Origin of the sequence: Stenotrophomonas sp. AG209, assembly GCF_003550055.1 — a bacterium.
Classification (GTDB): Bacteria; Pseudomonadota; Gammaproteobacteria; order Xanthomonadales; family Xanthomonadaceae; genus Stenotrophomonas.
In genome coordinates this window covers 1189385-1212751 of sequence record NZ_QXDB01000001.1, presented here as the reverse complement: position 1 = coordinate 1212751, position 23367 = coordinate 1189385, and the positions used below count along the sequence as shown (strand labels likewise).

18 protein-coding genes are annotated in these 23367 nt (G+C 66.8%); 14 read left to right on the top strand and 4 right to left on the bottom strand.

Translation table 11 applies throughout. The annotated features are described in order from the left end of the window. Nucleotides 1-2 precede the first annotated feature (2 nt). The 8 genes from DFO63_RS05680 to DFO63_RS05640 all read left to right on the top strand — a co-directional run bounded on the left by DFO63_RS05680 (nucleotide 3) and on the right by DFO63_RS05640 (nucleotide 13060). Nucleotides 3-245 (top strand): hypothetical protein, encoded by a 243-nt coding sequence (locus tag DFO63_RS05680; RefSeq protein ID WP_233490795.1) that lies wholly within the window; start codon nucleotides 3-5, stop codon nucleotides 243-245. Nucleotides 246-279: 34 nt separating this feature from the next. After that, nucleotides 280-2655: a phage tail tape measure protein gene (locus tag DFO63_RS05675; protein WP_233490794.1), complete on the top strand. Its 2376-nt coding sequence runs from the start codon at nucleotides 280-282 to the stop codon at nucleotides 2653-2655. Next, nucleotides 2652-3005, top strand: a complete 354-nt coding sequence (locus tag DFO63_RS05670) for a hypothetical protein (protein ID WP_014037988.1) — start codon at nucleotides 2652-2654, stop codon at nucleotides 3003-3005. The genes DFO63_RS05675 and DFO63_RS05670 overlap by 4 nt, the downstream gene beginning before the upstream one ends. Then, nucleotides 3002-3463 carry a DUF1833 family protein gene (locus tag DFO63_RS05665; RefSeq protein WP_014037987.1) on the top strand — a complete coding sequence of 154 codons (462 nt, stop codon included), beginning with the start codon at nucleotides 3002-3004 and terminating at the stop codon, nucleotides 3461-3463. The genes DFO63_RS05670 and DFO63_RS05665 overlap by 4 nt, the downstream gene beginning before the upstream one ends. 102 nt (nucleotides 3464-3565) lie before the next feature. Next, entirely contained in the window at nucleotides 3566-10369 is a 6804-nt protein-coding gene (locus DFO63_RS05655) for a phage tail protein (RefSeq protein WP_119006575.1), read from the top strand. 89 nt (nucleotides 10370-10458) lie between these two features. Next, on the top strand, nucleotides 10459-10674 hold the full coding sequence (locus tag DFO63_RS05650; protein WP_049445590.1) for a hypothetical protein: 216 nt from the start codon (nucleotides 10459-10461) through the stop codon (nucleotides 10672-10674). 188 nt (nucleotides 10675-10862) lie between these two features. Next, nucleotides 10863-12224, top strand: coding sequence for a 30S ribosomal protein S12 methylthiotransferase RimO (gene rimO, locus DFO63_RS05645; RefSeq protein ID WP_049445588.1), 1362 nt, complete (start codon nucleotides 10863-10865; stop codon nucleotides 12222-12224). Continuing rightward, nucleotides 12221-13060 carry a DUF3025 domain-containing protein gene (locus tag DFO63_RS05640; RefSeq protein ID WP_119006574.1) on the top strand — a complete coding sequence of 280 codons (840 nt, stop codon included), beginning with the start codon at nucleotides 12221-12223 and terminating at the stop codon, nucleotides 13058-13060. The genes rimO and DFO63_RS05640 overlap by 4 nt, the downstream gene beginning before the upstream one ends. A gap of 87 nt (nucleotides 13061-13147) precedes the next feature. Here the strand turns inward: DFO63_RS05640 and greB are convergent, their stop codons facing one another. Continuing rightward, entirely contained in the window at nucleotides 13148-13654 is a 507-nt protein-coding gene (gene greB, locus DFO63_RS05635) for a transcription elongation factor GreB (RefSeq protein ID WP_014037981.1), read from the bottom strand. An 89-nt stretch (nucleotides 13655-13743) separates the two neighbouring features. Continuing rightward, nucleotides 13744-15249, bottom strand: coding sequence for a helicase HerA-like domain-containing protein (locus tag DFO63_RS05630; protein WP_014037980.1), 1506 nt, complete (start codon nucleotides 15247-15249; stop codon nucleotides 13744-13746). 122 nt (nucleotides 15250-15371) lie between these two features. Between DFO63_RS05630 and DFO63_RS05625 the strand changes: the two genes are divergently transcribed. Further along, nucleotides 15372-16982, top strand: a complete 1611-nt coding sequence (locus DFO63_RS05625) for a transglycosylase SLT domain-containing protein (protein ID WP_119006573.1) — start codon at nucleotides 15372-15374, stop codon at nucleotides 16980-16982. A gap of 23 nt (nucleotides 16983-17005) precedes the next feature. Further along, nucleotides 17006-17353: a ribonuclease E inhibitor RraB gene (locus DFO63_RS05620; protein ID WP_014037978.1), complete on the top strand. Its 348-nt coding sequence runs from the start codon at nucleotides 17006-17008 to the stop codon at nucleotides 17351-17353. Between the two features lie 71 nt (nucleotides 17354-17424). Here the strand turns inward: DFO63_RS05620 and asd are convergent, their stop codons facing one another. Both asd and DFO63_RS05610 read right to left on the bottom strand, forming a co-directional pair. Then, nucleotides 17425-18267 carry an archaetidylserine decarboxylase gene (gene asd, locus DFO63_RS05615; RefSeq protein WP_049445583.1) on the bottom strand — a complete coding sequence of 281 codons (843 nt, stop codon included), beginning with the start codon at nucleotides 18265-18267 and terminating at the stop codon, nucleotides 17425-17427. Then, on the bottom strand, nucleotides 18264-18914 hold the full coding sequence (locus DFO63_RS05610) for an SCO family protein (protein ID WP_005417991.1): 651 nt from the start codon (nucleotides 18912-18914) through the stop codon (nucleotides 18264-18266). The genes asd and DFO63_RS05610 overlap by 4 nt, the downstream gene beginning before the upstream one ends. A 122-nt stretch (nucleotides 18915-19036) precedes the next feature. On the opposite strand from DFO63_RS05610, the gene prmB reads away from it, so the two are divergent. From prmB to DFO63_RS05590, 4 genes are all read left to right on the top strand, one after another. Continuing rightward, nucleotides 19037-19966 (top strand): 50S ribosomal protein L3 N(5)-glutamine methyltransferase, encoded by a 930-nt coding sequence (gene prmB / locus DFO63_RS05605; RefSeq protein WP_014037975.1) that lies wholly within the window; start codon nucleotides 19037-19039, stop codon nucleotides 19964-19966. Further along, nucleotides 19963-21066, top strand: coding sequence for a chorismate synthase (gene aroC, locus DFO63_RS05600; RefSeq protein WP_005410486.1), 1104 nt, complete (start codon nucleotides 19963-19965; stop codon nucleotides 21064-21066). The genes prmB and aroC overlap by 4 nt, the downstream gene beginning before the upstream one ends. Further along, nucleotides 21059-22096: a D-glycerate dehydrogenase gene (locus tag DFO63_RS05595; RefSeq protein WP_119006572.1), complete on the top strand. Its 1038-nt coding sequence runs from the start codon at nucleotides 21059-21061 to the stop codon at nucleotides 22094-22096. Before aroC ends, DFO63_RS05595 begins: the two co-directional genes overlap by 8 nt. Before the next feature lie 92 nt (nucleotides 22097-22188). Then, complete coding sequence (locus tag DFO63_RS05590; protein WP_049445577.1) at nucleotides 22189-23217, top strand: aspartate-semialdehyde dehydrogenase; 1029 nt, start codon at nucleotides 22189-22191, stop codon at nucleotides 23215-23217. Nucleotides 23218-23367 lie beyond the last annotated feature (150 nt).

Genomic DNA, 23367 nt, shown 5'->3' with positions numbered 1-23367 from the left:
GAGTGACTTCCCGCCAGCTCTCGGAGATGTACGCGTTCGCACGCCTGGAGCCGTTGGACCAGCCCCTGCAGGGGATGCTCGCCCAGCTGACCAGCGTGCTGGCGCAGGTGCACGGCAATACGACCACTGCCGAAGACTTCCTGCTGGTGCGTCCCCGCACTTCGCCCGAGAAGGCGGCAAAGGAGCGCTCGCAGCAGCTGCTTGAACTGTTCGGCAGCGCATCGCGACGCAACGCTGCGGCGTGATTCCGGGCGGGGCAGGGCAGTGCTTCTCCGATGTGTGGCATGCAATCGAACCTGGGGCCCTGCGGGGCCCCTCATCATTCTTGGAGGAACGCGTATGGCGTCCACTAACCAGAATCTAGACGTAGTACTGCGGGTCAATACGACGGGCTTCCGTACCGCAATGGCGGAGGCCAGTCGCCTGGCGACGCAGAATCTCAAGACACTGCGCGCGGAGGCCGAGCGGACGGCCGCCGCGCTGGCGCGCGTGCATGCGGCACCGGAGGGCGCAACGGGCAAGGCCGGGACAAAGGCAAAGGCCAACGTCGGCGGCGATGTGCTCGGCAGCGGCTTGAAGGAGCTGGGCAGCGGCCTGCTGACGGCCGCCGGTGGCCCATGGGGCATCGCCATCGCGTCGGTGCAGAAGCTGGGCGAAGCGTACGTGGACATGGTCAAGGCGTCCGAACGTGCGCGCGCCGAGTACAAGGAGCAGATGCAGTCGCTGCAGCAGATGTCGTTCTCGATGGACCAGGCCGGCCTCGGCATGGGGGCGGGCACGCTGCCCCTGGAGCAGGCGGTCGCCACGCTGCATGAGCAGGCCAAGGCGCTGCGCGAGCTGGAGGCGCGCGAGAAGGCGTTGCAGGGCTCGGTCGTCCATTGGGAAGGTCGAGTGAGTAATGGCCAGCGATCGGGACGCGAAGGTGCGGGCCTGAGTGCGGCCTCGGATTACGCTGAGCTGGAGAAGGCCAGGGCGAACCTGGAAGCGTTCCAGGCGGAGGTCGCGCCGGTCCAGGAGAAGTTCCGGGGCCTGAAAGAAACGATCCGGGGCTCCCTTGACGAGAAGTTGTTCAATGCGATTGCCACGGCCATCCAGAACGTGGACAACCAGACGCTTGACCAGCTCATCGCGTCTCTGGGTGCGACGGAATGGAACGCATTGAAGGCAACCGATGCCTTCAACGGCATGCTGGGCGCCATGCGCGGAGAAGCGTGGCGGGACGAAGTCGAGTGGATCCGGCTGACCCGTGGCGAATATGCCGCCTGGATGGCCGAACGCGGCGCGGAGATCAACGCCAGAGGTGGCCCGGACAAGATGGACCCGGCCCAGCGTGCCGAGTTCAACAGGGACGCCGCGCGCAAGAAGGCCGACATCGAACGCAAGGCCCAGTTCCGCGAACAGCAGCAGGCCGCCCAGCAGTCGGTCAGGGGCCTGAACGAGCAGGCTGATGCGTACGCCGGGCTGATGGATCGCATCGAGAAGCAGATCGCCCAGGACCGGGTGCGCCAGAAGCTGAAGGAGGGGATGACAGAGGCGGAAAAGCTGCAGGTCACCCTCCTTGACGAGATGGAGCATGCCGAGAAGAAGCTCGGCGAGCAGAAACAACTGCGGGTGAAGGCCTCGCTGGACGCCGCGGTGGCCCTGGCCAAGGAGGCGGCGGCCGCTGAAGCGTCGAAGAAAGCCCAGCAGGACCTGTTCAAGCTGCAGCGGGAGCTCCAGCAGGCGGCGCAGGCACAGCAGCGCGGACACGACCAGGAGCTGTTCGCCATCGGCCATGGCGCAGCGAGCGTGGATCGCATGCAGCGCCGTTCCGCACTGGATGAGGACCGGGACAATCGAAAGCGTGCGCTGGACGACGAGTCACGTGGTGAAGACGGCAAGGTCATCGAGTCGGAGCGCTACAGGGCCCAGCTGGCCGAGCTCGATGCATTCCATGAACAGTCACTGCAACGCGAGGCCGAGTTCCAGGAAAACAAGAAGGCATACCAGTCCGATTGGAAGAACGGCGCGATGCGGGCGTTCGAGGACTATGCCGATGCCGCAGCCAATGCCGCCGAGTTGAGCCACGGCGTCTTCAGCAATGCACTGGGCGGGTTGGAAGACAGTCTGGTCAAGTTTGCCCAGACCGGAAAGCTGTCCTTCTCCGACCTCGCCGACTCGATCATCGCCGATCTGGCGCGCGTGGCAGCCAAACAGATGGTCAGTGGGCTGATCAGTTCGATCGGGCAGATGTTCGGGCCGAAGATCACCGGCTTTTCCATCGGCGGCTACACCGGCCCGGGGGGCAAGTACGAGCCGGCCGGCATCGTCCACAAAGGCGAGGGCGTGCTCAGCCAGGAAGACATGGCCGCGCTCGGCGGCCCATCGGCATTCTTTGCCCTGCGCGCTTCGCTGCGAACCGGCAATGGCCTGTCCGGTGGTGACAGCGGGGGCTATGTGCAGGTGCCGATCGCCCACGCCGGCGAGGGTGGGATGAATGTGGAAATCAACAACTACGGCGAAAGCCGGGTCAATACCCGGGAAGAGCGGCAGCGCATGCCCGATGGCAGCGAAGTGCGGCGACTGGTGATCGACATCGTGGGCGACAGCCTCAACGGTGGTGAGCTGGGCGCCATTGGACGGGCCCGATACGGATGGACGGAGGCAGTGGGATGAGCAGTTGGCCAGAGTATGCAGAAATCCGCTTTGCGGATTACGGCGAGGAGATCGTTGCCTCGGAAGAGCGGACCGAGATGGAGCGCGGCCCCAGCAAGATGCGCGCGCTCAACAGCCGGGTGATGAAGAACGTATACGCCTCGGTGCAGTTCCGCACCGCGGCTGACGCCGAGGCATTCGAAGAGTGGTACCTGCACGATGTCGGTCGCGTCGGCTGGTTCACGATGGAGCACCCGCGGACCGGGCAGCCGATCAGTGCCCGCTTCCCGCAGGGCATCGGCCGCCTGGTGCCACTGAACACCCGGTTCCGTTTCTCCAAGCGTGATCTTGTACTGGAGTACATGCGATGAGTTCGTTCCATGAGCGCCGCCAGCGCCTGGCCGACACCCAGGGACCGCTGATGCTGCTGGAAGTGTCGGCACCGTCGATGCCGGAGGTGCTGCGGATCGTCAACGACAACGTCAACTGGACCAGCAACGGCAGGGAGTTCATTGCCGCACCGTTCGGCTTCCAGCTTCCCGACGATGTCAGTGGACAGGCACCGCGCGCGCAGCTGGTGATCGACAACATCGGCCGCGCACTCACCGAGGACCTGGAAGGGCTGGCCCCCGGAGAGATGGTGACCGCACGGTTGATGCTGACCGATCGCGCCGATCCGGATGCCATCGAGGCCGAGTACGACCTGCCGATGACCCAGGTGTCGGTCAACACGCGCACGGTCAGTGCCCAGTGTGGTGTCGACTTCCTGATGCGCCAGCAGGCCGTGCTGCTGCATGCCAATCCATTCACGTTGCCGGGAATCTTCTGATGCGCCTGGTCGACGTCGAGCGATGGGTGGGCATCCCCTATGACGAAGCGGCGTACGACTGCGCCGACCTGGTGATGCAGGTGCAGCGGGCGCTGTTCGCCCGTGAAGTGGCACCAGGCCGTGCTCGACGCCATCGCGCTGGCCGGCTTCGGCCAGGTGACCTGGGCCAAGGGCCGGCTGGGCGTGGCCTGGGCGGCCGACGAGCAACCCCTTTCCGGCGTGGTCAACATGGCCACGATCAAGAAGGGCCAGTTCCAGGTTGACTACACCCTGGCCAACGCTGCCGACGGCATCGAGTACAGCTACCTGGACCGCCGAACCTGGAAGGCGGCGACGCTGCGCGTGCCGGCACCGGGCGTGGAGGTGATGCTCAATCCGGCCAAGATCACCGGTGAGGGCGTCAGTTCCGAAGCCCATGCCGCGATGCTGGCGCGTTGGCATCTGGCGCAGAGCGTCTATCAGTACAAGTCGATCAGCTACAGCACCGACATCGAGCACCTGGCCTACTCGCGGTTGTCGGTGCTGGCGTTGCAGCACGACCTGACCCAGTGGGGCTTCGGTGGCCGCCTGATCGGTGCCGCGGTCGACGCTGCAGGCGTTGCCACGCTGCAACTGGACGAGACGGTCCCGGCACCCTCGCTGGGCAGTGCGTTCATCGGCCTGCGCATTCCGGGCGAGCGTGTCTACCGCGTACTGCGCGTGGTTCCGGGCACGGAGCCGAGTGACAGGCTGGTGCTGGCCGATCCGTGGCCGGCAGATGCACCGCTGCCGGGCCACGACGACGGCAATCCTGCACACGACACGATCTGGATCTACGACTTCAAGCAGACGCCGGGTACCCGCGTGCGGGTGACCGGCATACGCCCGGAGGGCGACCTGAAGGGCGCTGCCGTGGAGGTGGTGCAGGAGGGGCCCGAGTTCTGGCACTACGTGCGGACCGGCCAATATGTGCCGCCGTCGAATGAATCCTCGCTGCAGACCCGGCCGGTGGCCAGCAATCTGAAGGTGGTCGAGCGCCAGGTCAGCCGCGGTGGCAGCATGCACACCGAACTGCAGGCCAGCTTCGATATCAGTGGCCCGGCCGGCGAAACGCGGGTCCTGTCCGATCCAGACGGCAATGCTGCGCTGGAGGAAGTGGCACGCACCAGCACGCGGTCGGCGAGCTGGGCGATTCCCGGAGCGGGCACCTATCCGGTGGTCGTTCGTCCATACAGCCCCGATGGCCGTGCCGGCGTTGCCGTGTCTACCCAGTACACCACGCTGGGCGCTGATGCGCCGCCGGTGCTGGTCGATCTGTTCGACATCGAAGAGCTCAGCGGTGGCGTGCGCCGCTATGTGTGGGGCTTCTCCAGCGACACCGTGCAGTCGGCTGATTTCGCTGGCGTGGAGATCCGCTATACCGCCGGCAGCATCGACAATCCGCTGTGGGAGCACATGACCCCGCTGGGCGATGCCGGTGGCTTCTTCACCTCCGCAATCGAAGCCGTACTGCCAGCGGCGGGCAGCTGGACGTTTGCCTGCCGCAGTCGCAACACCGCTGGCGTGCTGTCCGTCGGTGCCCGCTACCTGCGGCGCTCGCTGGGGCGCAATACCGGGCAGGCGCTGGAGGGAATCGGCGGTGTGTTTGAATCGGTCAAGCAGGACCTGGGCAAGGAAATCAACGCCCGCATCGACAGCGACCTGGCCGCCGCCACCCGTGCCGCCGAGGCGCTGCGTAGCGAATCGCTGCGCCTGCAGGATCAGATCACCGCCAGCGCCCAACGGCTTGCCGGCCAGGCCGAACGGCTGGACCAGCAGGCGCAGGCGCTCAAGGCCAACACCGATGGCCTGGCACGCGAAGTGCTGGATCGTGCCGCCGGCGACCTGAATACCCGCACCGAGCTGACTACAGCGGTGACCCGCGAAACCAGCGAACGCCGGTCGGATGTGGAGAACCTCACCCGCATGGTAAGCCAGCTGTCGGCGGGCAGTGGCGTGCAGTTCGACAGCAAGCGCATCTGGTACTTCGACAGCAGCGTCGAAGGGTGGGGGGCAAACGGTGGCAGTCCAACGCTGGTGGAGGGCTGGCTGCGCCCGGCCAACCATGCCAGCGATGCCTTCGTGACGAGCCCGCGCGGCCAGGATGTCCAAGGCGCGGCGCATCGCTTCGTCAAGCTGCGCATCCGCAAGGTGGGCAGTCCTGCCTGGGACGGGCGCCTGCTGTGGAACGGTCCCGGCCAGTCGTGGGACAACGCACGCATGGTGCAGTTCGCGGAGCCAAGCTATGACAGCAACGGCATCGCGACGCTGGATGTGGACAACATTCCGTGGAACGGGACCGTCGTCGACCAGATCCGCCTGGACCTGTCCAAGGCGCAGACCGACGCCCACTACTTCCTGCTGGACTGGGTGGCGATCGGTCGCCCGACGCCGGGTGCGTCGGTGGCCATGCTGCAGGACGAAGCCACTGCACGCGTCGCGGCAGACAGCAGCGAAGCGGGCCGGCGCGAATCGCTGGCCGTGCAGATGCGGGGCAGCTACGAGGGCGGTGACCTGGCGGGGGTCAGCCAGGGCCTGATTGCGGCGGAGAAGACCGCACGGTTGAGTGGTGACCAGGTCAACGCGCAGTCGATCCAGGCACTCCAGGCACGCATGCCGGCAGGCACCGGCGCGCTGGCCACCAGTGCCAGTGTCAGCAGCCTGCAGCAGGCGATGGTGACCGCTGACACGGCACTGGGGCGGCGCGTGGACAGCCTCGATGCCACGATGGGGGACAAGATCGGATCCAGCGCCTTCAATGCGTTGAAGACCGAAGTCGGGCAGCTCGATGGCAGGGTTACCAGCAGCAGCCAGGATCTGGTGCAACTGAAGAGTCGCATGGAAGCGGTGATGGGCGCGGGCAGCAACCTCGCGCTCAATGGCGACTTCAACCTGGGCGCTGGCACCGGCTGGACGTTCTTCAACACCACCGCAGCATCGGTGGTGCGCGAGGGGCGCGGCAACAGCCTGTGCTGGAAGGCGGAGCCCTACGCAGCGGGAAGCAATACGGTGGTCAGCGCCGCAGTCAATGAGGGGCGCGTCATCACCCTGACCGCCGGCCGTCGCTATCGCGTGTCGTGCTGGACGCGGACCAGCGAGGACTTCGACGGCACCGCCGACAACACCAAGCTGCGCGTCGCCGACCACAACGGCAACCTGATGGGCGGCGCAACGCAGTCGTTCCCGAAATCGGCCGACTGGGTCAAGACCGAGACCTTTGTGACGTTGCCGCCCACGGGAACGGTGCAGGGCATCAAGGTCACGATCAATCGCAATGGCACGGCCGGCACGTTGTGGCTGGACGATCTGTGGGTGGAGGATGTAACCGATGTCGACGCGAACGCTGCGGCGGTCAGCGGCCTGTCGACCAAGGTGGAACAGATCGATGGCAAGCTGGCCAGTGCCGCTGAGAACGTCACGCGGCTGGCCTCGGGCATTGGCAACATGGTGGCTTACAACATCATCGCCAACGCACATATCGCTTCCTCGCCTACAGGTGGCCCCCGCGCATCGGGTGTATACCGCGCCAATGGCAGTATCGTGCCGGGCATGGGCGCCAACCGGGGGCTACGGGTCGGCATCATCAATGCGGACAACAGCATCACCGATACGGCGGTGTTCGATACCCATGGCAACCTGCAGAGCGAGTCGGCCCGTTTCAACACCTGGTACGACCAGACGCTGAAGGACAACCAGTACTTCATTGCCTACACATCCGACGCAGTCGGGGCGATCAGCAGCGCCAGCAACGCTGACACCGGCGGCCTGCGCACCCGCCTGTTGGATGCGGGCCTGTCACAGGAGAACCTGGCGGCCCTGTCGGGGTCGCGGATGCTGGTGATGATCGGGCGGCGCAGGAGCGGGGCCGGCGGTGGCAGGCAGATCCTGTCGCCCTTGCCGGAGACCGGCCGTACCGGCATGTGGGTGGAAATGACCGTCACCGTGCTGAATGGCGTGCCGACCGGAACGCAGGATTCGTCGATGCTCGATCGCGCGGCGCGGAGCAATGCGGAAGCATTGACCGGGCTGCGCACCGACGTCAGCAAGCTCGGTACCGACCTGGTGTCCGCCGCCGACAGCCTGACCAGCCTGGCCGCGCGTGTGGAGACCTCGGTGACCAGCAGCGACAACGTGCTGCGCAACAGCTCCTTCGCTGGCAGTGCCGCCTGGTGGACGTTGACCCGCACCGTGTCGGCCAACACCGTGGAGTGGGTGAAGGCATCGGGCCAGAGTGGTGACGCACTGTTGATGACGCATGGTCCCCAGGCCGGGCAGAACCCCTTCATCACGGCCAATGATGCGCGGTGGTTGCCGGTGGTTGCCGGCAGGTCGCGGCGGTACCGCCTGGTGATGATCGCCCGCGCCTTCGACAATGCGACGGCCACCCTGGTCTGCCGGCTGCGCGTGCGGACCAGCGGAGGGGGCGAAAGCCATGCCGACGTGACGCTGAACCTGTCCGATGCAGCCTGGAAAACCTACACGGCCGAATGGTCTGCCGCGCAGGATCGCAACGAGATCATGCCGCAGGTGCATCTGACCAACGCGGGCGGCAAGGTGCTGTTCGACCGGGTCGAGCTCTACGACATCACCGATGCGCAGGACATCGCCGGCAACGCGACGGCCATCGCCAACCTGCGCAGCGACGTGGTGCAGCTTGGCGATCGTGTCACCAGTAGTGCGTCCAATGTGGTCAAGCTGCAGTCGGACGTGCAATCGGTCCTCAATGGCAGCGACAGCCTGTTCCCGCTGGGTGGGTTCGAAACGTTCCAGGACGGCCAGCTGCTGGGCAGTGCGGCGGGCACGATCTACACCGCCCGCGCCGATGCTCGCCGGACCGGTGAGCGTGGTCTGGATGTGAACGTTGCGGCCAACACCAGCCCCAACACCAATGCGGACATGTACTTCGGCCAGTGGACCCCCATCACCGGCAATCGCCGCATCTACGTGGAGTACTACGCACGCCTGCATCCAGACAGCATCCAGCCGACCAGTGGCTCGATCCGGGTGGGCTGGCAGACCACGAACGAAGCCAACGCGGAGAATTCGTGGCCCTTGCAGGCTTACGCACTGGCCTCCCTGCGCAAGGACGGCTGGACCAAGGTCAGCGGCTACATGAATACCGCCGCGTCTGCGGCGAAGTGGCGGATGCTGGTCAGCATCCCGGGAGGAAGCGGTGCGCGCGAAGTGGGCGTGCGCGTGCAGGTGGACGACATCCGCATGATCGATGTCACCGACGCCTACGCCGCGCAGCAGAGCGCCGCTGCAACGGCCACTGCAGTGACCGCGCTGACCACCAAGGTTGATCAGCAGGGGACGAAGGTCGATGCGCAGGCTCAGCAGATCACCGACCTGTCCAGTGGGCTGAAGGGCGTACTCAACACCGGCAGCGGCCTGCTGCCCAATCCCGACTTCGCCGAAGGGCTGGGTGGCTGGACGGCATCGGCGGCCGCCAATGGCGCGGTGTGGAGCACGGTCAACGGTGATGGACGCCCAGGTGTGCTGCTCAACCGCTACACGAACGTGAATCCGACCCTGCAGGCCAATGGTGGCAAATGGGTGCCGATCAACGGCGCGCGCCGCCTGCGGGTGATCGTCCGCGCCTGCGGTGCCGGCGGTGCCAACAATCTGCTGGTGCGGATCTATCGCAAGAATGCGGCCGGCCAGCAGTCCTACCAGGATCTGCGTGCGGTGTTCGCAGTAGAGGCGTTCGAGACCCGGTCGTTCGACTTCGATGCCTTCAACAGCGGCATCGATGCCTGGCGTTTGAACATCTATGCTCACCCCGACAACGGCCAGGTACGGGTGGACAGCGTCCAGGTCTATGACATCACCGACCAGGTGGCCAACGATGCCAATGCCTCGGCCATCAGTGGGCTGAGCACCTCGGTAGGCCAGCAGGGCAGCAAGCTGGACACCACGGCGCGTGACCTGACCCAGCTCAAGACCCAGGTGGGCGACGTCTCGGCCAGCGGCTTCTCGCAGCTGAAGAGCCAGGTGAGCCAGCAGGGTACGCAGCTGACCGCACTGTCCGGGCGGGTCGACGGCGTGCAGGCCTCACTGGGCGGCAAGGCGGACGCTGCCGTGGTGACCAGCATGCAGGCGCAGGTCAAGAACCTCGGCGCAGGCGGCAACCTGCTGATGAACACCACATTCCCCTTCTGGCAGCGCTCGGGGTGGGGGTGGGGAAGCAACCCGAACGCCCGCTGGTCCGAGCTGGGCAACCCCACCGGCAATGACAGCTGGCATCCGAAGGGGATATTCGGACTGGGCGCGGTGACACCCGGCGTCGTCGCGGCAGGCGAAATGGCGTGGTGGGGAACCGAGTACGACATCGCCATCGAGGGCGGCAAGACCTATTGCGCGTCCGCCTGGATCAACACTCATCGCGTGGAAGCCAAGCTGGAGATGACGTTCTTCGATGCGGCCGGCAACCATCTGGGGCTGGTGCACAGCCCTGGCGTGAGGAGCGATACCGGAACGCCGATCACGCTCGACCGCTTGACGCGGACGTTCCTGATCACCAAAGCGCCCGCCACAGCGTCCTTCGCTCGCTTCCGCGTGATCGTGATCGGTACCGGTGGAGACACGCCGTACTTCTGGATGTTCCGCCCAATGCTGAGCCAGGTGGATGCGTCGGCCACCGTCCCCCCCACCTGGTCGGCCGGAGGCACCGAGTCTTCCGCGCAATGGTCGGTGAACGTTCGTGCCGACGGCCGGGTAGGCGGCGTGCAGCTGGCGTCCAGTGGCCAGGTCTCGCGTTTCGATGTGGTGGCGGATGCGTTCAGTGTCAGTGCGCCCGGTGGCGGGCGCCGCACCGAGTACAGCGATGGCAACTGGCGGGTCTATGACGAAGCCGGACGCCTGCGTGTGCGCATGGGCGTGTGGTGAACCGCGCGCCTGCCCGTCGCGGTGAGTGCCTTGCATGAAAACCGTTCGGGCCGCCGGTGGATGCGGCCCATTTTTTTTGGAGATCCAACATGAAGTTCAACGCACGTCTCGTCCTGCTGACCCGCGCTGTGGAGCAGTCGGGGGTGGTCAATCTGCATTTCCGGCCGGAGGGCGACAACCTTCTTCCGCAGATGGTGATCCCGGTATCGCCGCTGGATGCGTACGCCTTGAAGTTTGGCGCGCTGTACCGGTTCGAGGCGATCGAGGTGGAAGAAGCGCTGCCCATTGAATCAGCCGCTGGCTGAGACCGGGCGGTCGCGGTGGTGCTGGACGTGACCGGGTACTGACCCTTCACGGGCCAGGGTCCGCCGGCGGGAGCAGCGATTCAGGGCCCCGCCCCGAACCCCGGTATACTGGCGCCCTTTCAGGCCCCGGCCCCCAGGACCCCCTGCCATGCCGGCAGGGGCCCAGGCCCCCAGAGTCCCGCGATTCCATGTCCCAGCTGAACCCCAAAGTCGGCTTCGTCAGCCTTGGCTGCCCGAAGGCCCTCGTCGATTCCGAGCGCATCCTCACCCAGCTCCGCTCGGAGGGATACGACATCGTCCCGTCCTACGATTCGGCCGACGTGGTGGTGGTCAACACCTGTGGCTTCATCGATTCGGCGGTGACCGAGTCGCTGGATGCCATTGGCGAGGCGATGAACCAGAACGGCAAGGTCATCGTCACCGGCTGCCTGGGCAAGCGCCCGGAGCAGATCCGCGAGGCGTACCCCAACGTGCTGGCGGTGTCCGGCCCGCAGGACTACCAGAGCGTGATGGAAGCGGTGCACGAAGCGCTGCCGCCCAAGCACGATCCGTTCGTGGACCTGGTACCCGACTACGGCATCAAGCTGACCCCACGGCACTACGCTTACCTGAAGATTTCCGAAGGCTGCAACCACAAGTGCAGCTTCTGCATCATTCCGTCGATGCGCGGGAAGCTCGTCTCGCGCCCGGTCGACGAGGTGCTGCGTGAAGCCGAGCGCCTGGTGCGTGGTGGCGTGCGTGAACTGCTGGTGGTGTCGCAGGACACCTCGGCCTACGGCGTGGACGTGAAGTACGCCGAGAAGATGTGGCGCGACAAGGCCTACCAGACCCGCCTGAAGGCGCTGTGCGAAGGCCTGTCCGAGCTGGATGCGTGGGTGCGCATGCACTACGTCTACCCGTATCCGCACGTGGACGAGGTGGTGCCGCTGATGGCGGAGAACCGGATCCTGCCGTACCTGGACATCCCGTTCCAGCACGCGAGCCCGCGCATCCTGCGCTTGATGAAGCGCCCCGGCGCGGTCGAGAAGACCCTGGAACGCGTGCAGAACTGGCGCCGCATTGCGCCGGACATCACCGTGCGTTCGACCTTCATCGTCGGCTTCCCGGGCGAGACCGAGTCCGAGTTCGAAGAACTGCTGTCGTTCCTCGACGAAGCGCAGCTGGACCGCGTGGGCGCATTCGCCTATTCGCCGGTTGAGGGGGCGACCGCCAACGATCTGCCCGATGCTGTGCCGGAGGAAGTGAAGCAGGAGCGTCTGGCCCGCTTCATGGAGAAGCAGGCACAGATCTCCGCCGCGCGCCTGGAGGCCAAGATCGGCACCGTGCAGCAGTGCCTGGTCGACGCCATCGAAGGCGACATCGCCGTGGCCCGCTCCAAGGCCGATGCCCCGGAGATCGACGGCCTGGTGCACATCCAGAATGCGGACCAGGTTCCGCTGCGCGTGGGCGAATTCGTCGACGTGGAGATCACCGAGAGCGACGAGCACGACCTGTACGGTGACGCGCTGCCCGCCGCTACCCGCCCGGCATTCGACCTCAAGATGCTGTGACCGCAGCGACGGCCGCCGCCGGTGACGGCAGCGGCGTCCGCCGCTTCGTACCGCCGCCACGTGCGGCGGTCGATCCGCAGGTGTTCGGGCACCCGCTGTTTGCCGGGCTGCAGGACGTCCGTGATCTTCTGGTTGGCCCCCACTGGCCGTCCATCGCGGCACTTGACGCACGCCTGTCCCTGCCGGGTTGGCAGCTGGTGGAACAGGATGCCGCGCTGCTGGCCGACGGCCTGCATTACGAGGCGCGCATCGCGCAGGGGCGCATCGCCACCCGTGCCGACAACTGGCATGACCTGTTCAATGCACTGGTGTGGGCCTCCCATCCGCAGCTGAAGCGTGCACTGAACGCGCAGCAATGCCGGCATATCGAGGCCATGCCACCCGGCCAGCGCAACCGCGCGCAGGCCGCCTTGACCCAGTTCGACGAAACCGGCGTGATCGTGCGTGTGCGCGATGACACATTGCTGCGTGCGTGGGATGGGCATGACTGGCCTGCGTTGTTCGAGCCAACGCGCTGGCAGGGGGGTGACATCGCCATTGCCGCGGTATTCGGGCATGCGCTGATGGAACAGGCGTTGCTGCCAGGGCGATTGCTGGTGGGCAAGTGCGTGGTGGTGCAGGGTGATGCCGATGCTGCCTGCATTGACGCGGTGACCGAGGCCATTGCCGAGGGCAGGGCGGTGACCGATCCGCTGCAGCTGCGGCCCCTGCCATTGGCCGGGATTCCCGGCTGGCACGACGTGCAGGATTCCGCCTTCTATCGCAATGCCGACTACTTCCGCCCGCTGCGTGCAGAACGCGCGTACCCGCCGCCGTTGCCGCCGCTGCCGTTGTAGAGCCGAGCCCATGCTCGGCTGCGTTTGCCCATCAGCCGAGCATGGGCGCGGCTCTACATGTACAGCGAGTTCGAGCATGACTCGACGCTACACAGGCGCGTACTCCACCCCGATCACCGCAAAGGTGAACTGCCCGCCGGGCAGCTCCACCGAGAACTCGTCGTCCAGCCGCTTTTTCAGCAGTGCACGCGCCAGGGGGGAATCGATGCTGATCCAGCCCAGGCCGGCATCGGTCTCATCCGGCCCGACAATGCGGTAGCGGCTGGTGTCGCCGCTGTCCACGTTCTCCAGCTCCACCCATGCGCCGAAGAACACCGCCTGCGGATCGGTCGGCGTGGTATCGACCACGCGCAGCGATTCCAGCCGCTTGGTCAGGTAGCGCACGCGGCGATCGATCTCGCCCAGCTGCTTCTTGCGATAGGTGTACTCGGCGTTCTCGGAGCGGTCGCCTTCCGCGGCAGCGGCGGCCAGCGCCTTCACCACCTCCGGGCGGCGCACACGCCACAGCTCATCCAGTTCGGCCTTCAGTCGGGCATGCCCAGAGGCGGTGATCAGGGCCGTGCTTTTTTCTGCGGGGGGACGCCAACGCGACATGCAATACGACTTCTTTTCGAGGGGAAGCGATGGGTGAGTGGGGTCGAATCCCTTTCCAGCGGAAAGGGATCCGACCCCAGCAGGGGCAGCTAGCGCTTGCCGCCGAAGATGCCACCGAGGATGCCGCGCACGATCTGGTTGCCCAGCTTGGTGCCGACGGTGCGCGTGGTCTGCTTGGCCATGGTTTCGATCATGCCCTGGCGGCGCTTGGTGCCGAAAATCGCGTCCTTGATCGCCTGGCCGAAACCACCTTCCTGTGCTTCGTCCTGCTCGCGGCTGCGCGCGGCCGGCGCCTGCGCCTGTTCGACGGTCTTCTGTGCGCGCTGGGCCAGCAGCTCGGCGGCCGATTCGCGGTTGATCGCGGTGTCGTAGCGGCTGCCGACCGGGCTGCCGGCACGCACCTGGGCGCGCTCGGCGTCGGTGATCGGCCCCATCCGGCAGCGCGGCGGCGCGATCATCGTCTGCTGTACCGGCATCGGTACGCCCTTGTCCTGCAGCGTGGAGACCAGGGCCTCGCCCGTGCCGAGCTGGCTCAGTACCTTGGCCACGTCCAGCTTTGGGTTCGGCACGAACGTCTCGGCCGCGGTCTTCACCGCCTTCTGGTCGCGCGGGGTGAACGCACGCAGCGCATGCTGCACGCGGTTGCCGAGCTGGCCGAGGATGTTGCCCGGCACGTCGTCGGGGAACTGCGAGCAGAAATACACGCCCACGCCCTTGGAACGGATCAGGCGCACCACCTGCTCGATGCGCTGCACCAGCGATGGCGGTGCATCGTCGAACAGCAGGTGCGCCTCGTCGAAGATGAAGACCAGCTTCGGCTTGTCCAGGTCGCCCACTTCCGGCAGCTGCTCGAACAGCTCCGACAGCAGCCACAGCAGGAAGGTGGAGTACAGCTTGGGCTTGAGCACCAGCTGGTCGGCGGCGAGGATGCCGATCATGCCGCGGCCGTCGTGGTTGACCCGCATGATGTCGGCCAGTTCCAGCGCCGGTTCGCCGAAGAAGTTCTCGCCACCGTCCTGCGCCAGGCGCAGCACCGAGCGCTGGATCGCGGCGATCGACTGCGCGCTGACCAGGCCGTACTCGGTGGAGATGTCCTTGCGCTCCTCGGCGACGAGGCCGAGCAGGGCGCGCAGGTCGTCCATGTCCAGCAGCAGCAGGCCGCGGTCGTCGGCCAGCTTGAACACGATGTCGAGCACCCCGGCCTGGGTGTCGTTCAATTCGAGGATGCGCGACAGCAGGGTCGGGCCCATTTCGCTGACGGTGGTGCGCACCGGGTGGCCCAGCTTGCCGTACAGGTCCCAGAAGAGGGTGGGGCTGGCGGCGGGCGCATAGTCGGCCACGCCGATCTCGGCGGCGCGCTGGAGCAGGTTCTCGGCGCCGCTGCCGGGCACGGCCAGGCCGGAGACATCGCCCTTCACATCGGCCAGGAACACCGGCACGCCCAGTCGCGAGAAGCCCTCGGCCAGCGTCATCAGGGTCACGGTCTTGCCGGTACCGGTGGCGCCGGCCACCAGGCCGTGGCGGTTGCCAAGTTTCGGCAGCAGGGTGACGGCAATATCGTCGGTAATGCCTTTGCCGAGCAGAATCGGATCCATGGTCCAGCCCTTGTGATGAATAGCCCAATGTTAACCGCCGGCAGTGACGGTCCGAAGGTCGGCTTGCCCGGACCTTGGCGGCGCCGCTACTCTGCCTGCCTGTTTCGCACACAGTGCCATCAATGCCCGTTCCTGTCCTGATTTCCCGTGGTTGGCCGCTGCTGGCCCTGGCCGGCCTGGTTTCCCTGGCGCCCGACGCCCATGCACAGCGGGTTTCGGCCCGGGACAAGGTGAAGGTGGATGCGCTGCAGCAGCGCATGACCGCCGCCGAAAAGCGCTACAGCGACGCTCTGCTGCTGGTCGCCAATGCGGATCCCAAGGGCAGCAACGAGGCCGATGCCGCGCTGGAGGACATGGAAGATGTCCTCAACGACTGCGTGAAGCAGAAGGGTTGCCAGATGGGCACCCTGCTGGCCAGCTACAAGCGCCTGCTCAAGCATGACGCCGATGCGGCCGCCAGCGATGACGTGGCCGACGAGGGCGGTGATCGCCTGGAAGCCGACCCCGACCACATCGGCCCGCTGACCGCGGACGTGCCCGAGGCCGCGCGCGCTGCCGCGCTGCTGAACGACAAGCGGCACGCCTTCGACAGCATGGTCGAGTACAACCCGGCAGTGCAGGCCGGCATCCGTCGCTGGCTGACCGACATGCGCCCGGCGCTGCTGACCAGCTACGAGAATTACCAGAACCTGCGCGCGGTGATGTGGCCGGAGTGGGAGAAGCGTGGCCTGCCCGAGGCACTGCTGTTCGGCATCATGGCCAAGGAATCCAACGGTCGCGTACATGCCTCCTCGCGTGCCGGTGCCGCCGGCCTGATGCAGTTCATGCCGGCCACCGGCCGCCGCTTCGGCCTCGGCCCGGACGGCACCGGCTTCGATACCCGTTTCGACGCGCGCAGCGCGGCCGAGGCCAGCGCCAGCTACCTCAACGAGCGCCTGCGGGAACTGAACAACAACGTGGAAATGTCGGTGGCCGCCTACAACGGTGGCGAAGGCCGTGCCGCACGCGTGTTCAAGCAGAGCGCCGGCCAGAGCTTCTGGACCGACAGCGTCTACAACCAGTTCCCGGGCGAGACCAAGGACTATGTGCCGATGGTGATCGCCGCGGCCTGGATCTTCCTGCACCCGCAGCAGTACGGCGTGGAGTTCCCGAAGATCAGCGCCCAGCCGGCCACGCTGCGCCTGGCCAAGTCCACCACCATCTACGAACTGACCATCTGCCTGGGCAGCCACGGTACGCGCGATGGCTACATGCGTGCGCTGCGCAACCTCAACCCGCGCTATGAAGCCGATGGCTGGATTCCGGCCGGCACGCTGATCAACGCCACCACCCGCATCGCCGGGCTGTACCAGCGCAACTGCGTCAGTGGCCCGCGTGCCGACCTGGCCCGCACCCTGATCACCGCCGATCTGAACGCAGCGATCAAGCGCCCAACCGCGGCCAGCTACACCGGCAGCGTGGCGGTGGGCGGTGTGGTACCGGTGGCCGACGCGGCTGCATCCACCAGCGTGCCGACCACGCCGGTGGCGGCGGTGGCGACGCCCCGCCCGACGCCGGCCGCGCGTCCGAAGCCGGTGCGCAGCCACAAGGTGGGCAAGGGCGAGACCCTGAGCGCCATCGCGGCGAAGTTCCAGTGCGACGTGCCGACCCTGGCCCGTGCCAATGGCCTGAAGGGCCCTGCCTACAGCCTGCGCCACGGCCAGACGCTGAAGCTGCAGGGCTGCGACAAGTAATCCCCCCGACCCCTGGAACCCGCATGGACCTCGAAGCCACCCGCAACCTGTTCGCCAACCTCCGCGAAAACACCGACTGGGACATCAACGGCCCGTTGCTGTGGGGGTACTTCTTCGTCCACTCCAGCGCCGAGCCGCTGCAGGCACTGGCGGACCACCTGCAGGCGCAGGGCTATGCCTTCGTGGAACTGTTCGAGCAGGAGCCGGAAGAGGGCGACGCGCCGTTCCACGTGCTGCACGTGGAGCGCGTGGAGATCCACGACGAAGCCTCGCTGGACCGCCGCAACCAGGAATTCGCGGCGCTGGCCGCGGAGAAGGGCGTGGAAGACTACGACGGCATGGACGTCGGCCCCGCCCCGGCCCTGCAGTAACGCCAAAAAGGGGACGGAGGGGATTAAGTCGTTTATGCATAAACGACTTAATCCCCTCCGTCCCCTTTTGGTCAGCGCAGTTTCGCCAGGGCCTGGCCCAGCTGCACCGGGCTTTCGGCGCCCAGTTGCGGGGCGAACTCGGCCACGCCGGGCGGCAGCAGCACGATCACGGTCGAGCCGTAGTTGAAGCGTGCCATTTCGGCGAAACGCTCCAGCTTGATGCCCTGGCCGCGGTAGTCCTTGCGGGTGATGCGATCACCGTAGGCCGGGATCTCCTCGCCGCTCCACACGGTTTCCACGCCGGAAACCAGCAGCGCACCGACCATCACACTGACCATCGGGCCGAAGCTGGTGTCGAAGTGGCAGACCAGGCGCTCGTTGCGCGCGAACAGGCGCGGTACGCCGTTGACGGCGGCCGGGCCGACGCTGAACAGGCGCCCCGGCACGTGTACCGTCTCGCGCAGGGTGCCGGTCCACGGCATGTGCACGCGGTGGTAATCGCGCGGGGACAGATACACGGTGGCGTACAGGCCATCGTTGTACGGCTTGGCATCCTCGTCACTGCCCAGCAGCTCGGCGGCGGTGAACGACTGGCCCTTGGCCTGGAAAATGCGGCCGGCCTCGATCCTGCCGAGCTGGCTGATGCGGCCGTCGGCGGGCATCACCAGGCTGCGCGGATCGGCATCGGCCACGCGCGCGCCCGGCTTCAGTGCACGGGTGAAGAACTGGTTGAAGGTCGCGTAGCTGCGCGGGTCCGGGTTGGCCGCTTCGTCCAGGTTGACGTTGAACTTGCGGGTGACCGTGTCGATCAGCCAGCGCGACACGCGCGGATCGTCCGAGTACGCCAGCGAACGCGCCATCGAGGACAGCAGGCGGTGGGGCAGGGCGTACGTCAGGGCGGTGGTGAGGCTCATGGGGCAGTTTTCTCGGTCAGCTTCTGCAGGTCGCGGGCAATCGCCGGCGCATTGAACGGGGGGCGCACCAGGCCGGCAAGACGGCCCTGCGGGTCGAGCACGGCCAGGCTGGCCGAATGCTCGACGGTGTAGTCCTCGGGGTTCTCGTCGAAATGCTTGCCCGGCACTTTCTGGAACACGAAGCCCAGCGAGGTGGCGAAGCGCTCCAGCGAGGGGATATCGGCGGTGGCGGCCAGGGTGTCCTTGTGGAAGCCGTGCACGTACTCGCCTAGGCGGGTGGCGCTGTCGCGGTCCGGGTCGACCGAGATGAACAGCACGCGCGGGCGCAGGCCATCGGGCAGAGCCTCCCACTGGTTCTGCGCGCCGGCCAGCTCGGCCAGCGTGGTCGGGCAGACGTCGGGGCAGAAGGTGAAGCCCAGGAACACCAGGGTCCAGTGGCCCTTCAGTTCGCCCGGGATCAGGCGGGTGCCATCGGACTGGGCCAGGTTGAAGTCGGGCAGTTCACGCGGTTGCGGGTACAGCGTGATCGCTTCGGTGGCCGGGGCGTTGGCCGGCGGCTTCGGCGCGAACACCTGCTGGGCGGCCAGCAGGCCGAGCCCCGCCGCCAGGGCGATCAGCAGGATGATGCCGGCGTTGCGATTGAACATGGGGGCTCCCGCGCGAAATGGGCTCCATCATACCGGCTGCGGCCCGATCGTTTCCGCCGCAACGGATGCCGCCGCGGGCGCCAGCCCCTATAATCGGGGGCCACTTTGCCCGCAGTACCGCCATGACCGCTGAAACGGCCGCCGAACTCCACACGATCATCGATCTGATCCGCTACGGCACCAGCCGTTTCAACGAAGCCGGGCTGACCTTCGGGCACAGCTACGACAACGCGCTGGACGAGGCCACCCAGCTGGTGCTGCACAGCCTGCACCTGCCGCACGACCTCGGCCCGGCCTACGGCCAGGCGCGCCTGCTGCAGGCCGAGAAGCTGCGCGTGCTGGAGCTGTTCCAGCGCCGCATCGACGAACGCATCCCGGCCGCCTACCTGACCGGTGAAGCCTGGTTTGCCGGCCTGAGCTTCAAGAGCGACAAGCGCGCCTTGGTGCCGCGCTCGCCGATCGCCGAACTGATCGAGTGCGGCTTCGAGCCCTGGCTGGCCGGCCGCGACGTGTACCGTGCGCTGGACCTGTGCACCGGTTCGGGCTGCATCGCCATCGCCATGGGGCACTACTACCCGAACTGGCAGGTGGACGGCGTCGACCTGAGCGACGACGCGCTGTCGCTGGCTGAAGAAAACCGGGAGCGGCTGCAGGCGTACAACGTCAACCTGATCAAGTCGGACCTGTTCAACGGCCTGTCCGGCCGCCACTACGACCTGATCGTCACCAATCCGCCGTACGTCACCAACGACGAGACCGATGCGCTGCCGAAGGAATACTCCTACGAGCCGGAAATGGGCCTGCGTGCCGGCGACGACGGCCTGGACCTGGTGCTGAAGATCCTGCGTGACGCGCCGCTGCACCTGAGCGAAGACGGCCTGCTGATCTGTGAAGTGGGCGAGTCCGAACAGCATCTGATCAAGCTGCTGCCGGAAGTCGATTTCGCCTGGATCGAGTTCAAGGTCGGCCAGATGGGCATCTTCGCGGTCGAATGCCGCGAGCTGATCGCCCACAGCGCCCGCATCACCGAACTGGCGGCGCAGCGCCCGTGAGCTCCAATTCGTTCGGCAAGCTGTTCACCGTCACCACGTTCGGCGAGTCGCACGGGCCGGCCATCGGCTGCGTGATCGATGGCTGCCCGCCGGGGCTGGCGCTGGACGCGGCCGAATTCGCCCACGACCTGCAGCGCCGCGCCACCGGCAAGAGCCGGCACACCTCGGCGCGGCGCGAGGCCGATGAGGTCGAGATCCTGTCCGGCGTGTATGAGGGCCTGACCACCGGCACCCCGATCGCGCTGCTGATCCGCAACACCGACCAGCGCAGCAAGGATTACGCCAACATCGGCCAGCAGTTCCGCCCGGGCCACGCCGATTACAGTTACTGGCACAAGTACGGCATCCGCGACCCGCGCGGTGGCGGCCGTTCCTCGGCACGCGAGACCACCATGCGCGTGGCCGCCGGCGTGGTCGCCAAGAAGTGGCTGGCCGAGCGCTTCGGCGTCACCGTGCGTGGCTACCTGTCGCAGCTGGGCGACATCACCCCGGCCGGTTTCGACTGGTCGGCGGTGGAAGACAACCCGTTCTTCTGGCCGCACGCCGCACAGGTGCCCGAGCTGGAGGCGTACATGGATGCGCTGCGCAAGTCCGGTGATTCGGTCGGTGCGCGCGTGGACGTGGTCGCCGACAACGTGCCGCCGGGCTGGGGCGAGCCGATCTACGGCAAGCTTGATGGCGAACTCGCTGCCGCGCTGATGAGCATCAACGCGGTGAAGGGCGTGGAAATCGGCGACGGTTTCGCCAGCGCCGCACAGAAGGGCACCGAACACCGCGACCTGCTGACCCCGCAGGGCTTCGCCAGCAACCATGCCGGCGGCATCCTCGGTGGCATTTCCACCGGCCAGCCGGTGGTCGCCTCGATCGCCCTGAAGCCGACCTCCAGCCTGCGCCTGCCGGGCCCGTCGCTGGATACCGCCGGCAACGTGGTCGAGGTGGTCACCACCGGTCGTCACGACCCCTGCGTCGGCATCCGTGCCACCCCGATCGCCGAGGCGATGGTGGCGATGGTGCTGATGGACCAGGCGCTGCGCCACCGCGCGCAGTGCGGCGATGTCGGCACGATCACCCCGCGCATTCCCGGGCAGATCGATGGCTGACACGCGGCCGACCGTGTGGGTGAGCCAGCCGCTGATCGACGCGGCCATCGCGCCGCTGCGCGATCGCGTGCAGCTGCGCAGCACCGACACGGTCACCGCCTGGTCGCCGGACCAGATAGCCGAACAGCTGGCCAGCGCCGATGGCGCGATCATCACCCTCAACGAGCGCATCGGTGCGGCCCAGGTGTCCGGCGCCGCGCAGCTGCAGGTGATCGCCAATGTCGGGGTGGGCTACAACAACCTGGACGTCGACGCGCTCAGCGCGGCCGGCATCCTCGCCAGCAATACCCCGGACGTCCTCACTGAAACCACCGCCGATCTCGGTTTCGCCCTGTTGATGGCGACCGCGCGCCGCATCACTGAATCCGAGCGCTGGCTGCGCGAAGGCCAGTGGCAGCAGTGGTCGTTCCAGACCATGCTCGGTGCCGACATCCACGGCAGCACGCTGGGCATCCTCGGCATGGGCCGCATCGGCCAGGGTATCGCCCGCCGCGGCGCGCACGGTTTCGGCATGAAGGTGCTGTACCACAACCGATCGCAGCTGCCGGCCGCGACCGAGGCGGAAGTGGGCGCCACCTATGTGGACCTGGATACGCTGCTCGCGCAGTCCGACCACCTGCTGCTGGTGCTGCCGTATACCCCGGCCTCGCACCATCTGATCGATGCCGCCGCGCTGGCGAAGATGAAGCCGTCGGCGACGCTGGTGAACATCGCCCGCGGCGGCCTGGTCGATGAGATCGCGCTGGCCGATGCGCTGGCCAACGGTCGCCTTGCAGCAGCGGGCCTGGATGTGTACGAAGGCGAGCCAAAAGTACGCCCCGAACTGCTGGCGCTGCGCAACGTGGTGCTCACTCCGCACATCGGCAGTGCCTCGCTGGCTACGCGCACGGCGATGGTACAGCTGGCCGTCGATAATCTGGTCGCCGGGCTCGGCCTGGACGGCGGCCCGTCGCGCATGCCGAGCGCGATCAACGCTGACGCGGCGATGGCCGCGCGCGTGACTCTGGGCAAAAAAACCGGGAAACGATAGGGAACCTCCGCGCGCCCCGCTTGAGGAGGTTCCCCGAACCCAGCTGTCGTGCGTGATTTTTCCCCATCCCCGTTTTCGTGAGAGTTTCCCCCATGAGCAATGCACAGCGCAGTTTCCACGTCGCCGTCGTTGGTGCCACCGGCGCCGTCGGCGAGACCATGTTGTCGATCCTGGCCGAGCGTGACTTCCCGGTCGGCACCCTGAGCGTCCTCGCCTCCGAGCGTTCGGCCGGCGGCGAGATCGAGTTCAACGGCCAGAAGGTCACGGTCCAGGACCTGGCCACCTTCGATCCGACCGGCGTCGAGATCGCGCTGTTCTCGGCCGGCGGCAGCGTGTCCAAGGAATACGCGCCGAAGTTCGCCGCCGCTGGTGCGGTGGTGATCGACAACTCCTCGGCCTTCCGTTACGACGATGACGTGCCGCTGGTGGTGTCCGAGGTCAACCCGGAACAGGTCGCCAACCGTCCGCGCGGCATCATCGCCAACCCCAACTGCTCGACCATGCAGATGCTGGTGGCGCTGGCGCCGCTGCACCGCAAGTACGGCATCGAGCGCATCAACGTCTCCACCTACCAGTCGGTGTCCGGCGGTGGTCGTTCGGCCACCGAGGAGCTGGGCAAGCAGACCGGCCAGCTGCTGAGCTTCCAGGAGATCGATCCGCAGCGCTTCCCGGTGCAGATCGCCTTCAACCTGATCCCGCACATCGACGACTTCCAGGACAACGGCTTCACCAAGGAAGAGATGAAGCTGATCTGGGAAACCCGCAAGATCCTCGGCGACGACAGCATCCTGGTGAACCCGACTGCGGTGCGCGTGCCGGTGTTCTACGGCCACTCCGAATCAGTGGCGATCGAGACCCGTGACAAGGTCACCGTGGCCGAAGCACGCGCGCTGCTGGAGCAGTCGCCGGGCATCGAAGTGGTCGACCGCCACGAGGCCGGTGGTTACCCGACCCCGGTCACCCACGCCTCGGGCACCGACGCGGTGTATGTCGGCCGCATCCGTGAGGACCTGTCGCACCCGCGCGGCCTGAACCTGTGGATCGTGTCGGACAATGTGCGCAAGGGTGCTGCCCTGAATGCCGTGCAGCTGGCCGAGCTGGTCGCCGCCGAGCAGCGCTGATCACTGCGGTTGCCTCACCGGTCGTGCCGGCCGCTGGCCGGCATTGCCGTGATCCATGCGCCGGAGTGCATGCTGGCCAGCGGCCGGCACTCCCTCAAGGGTCTTTCCGGTGGGTGCGGACCCCGGTCCGCACGCTTTATAGTGTCGCCC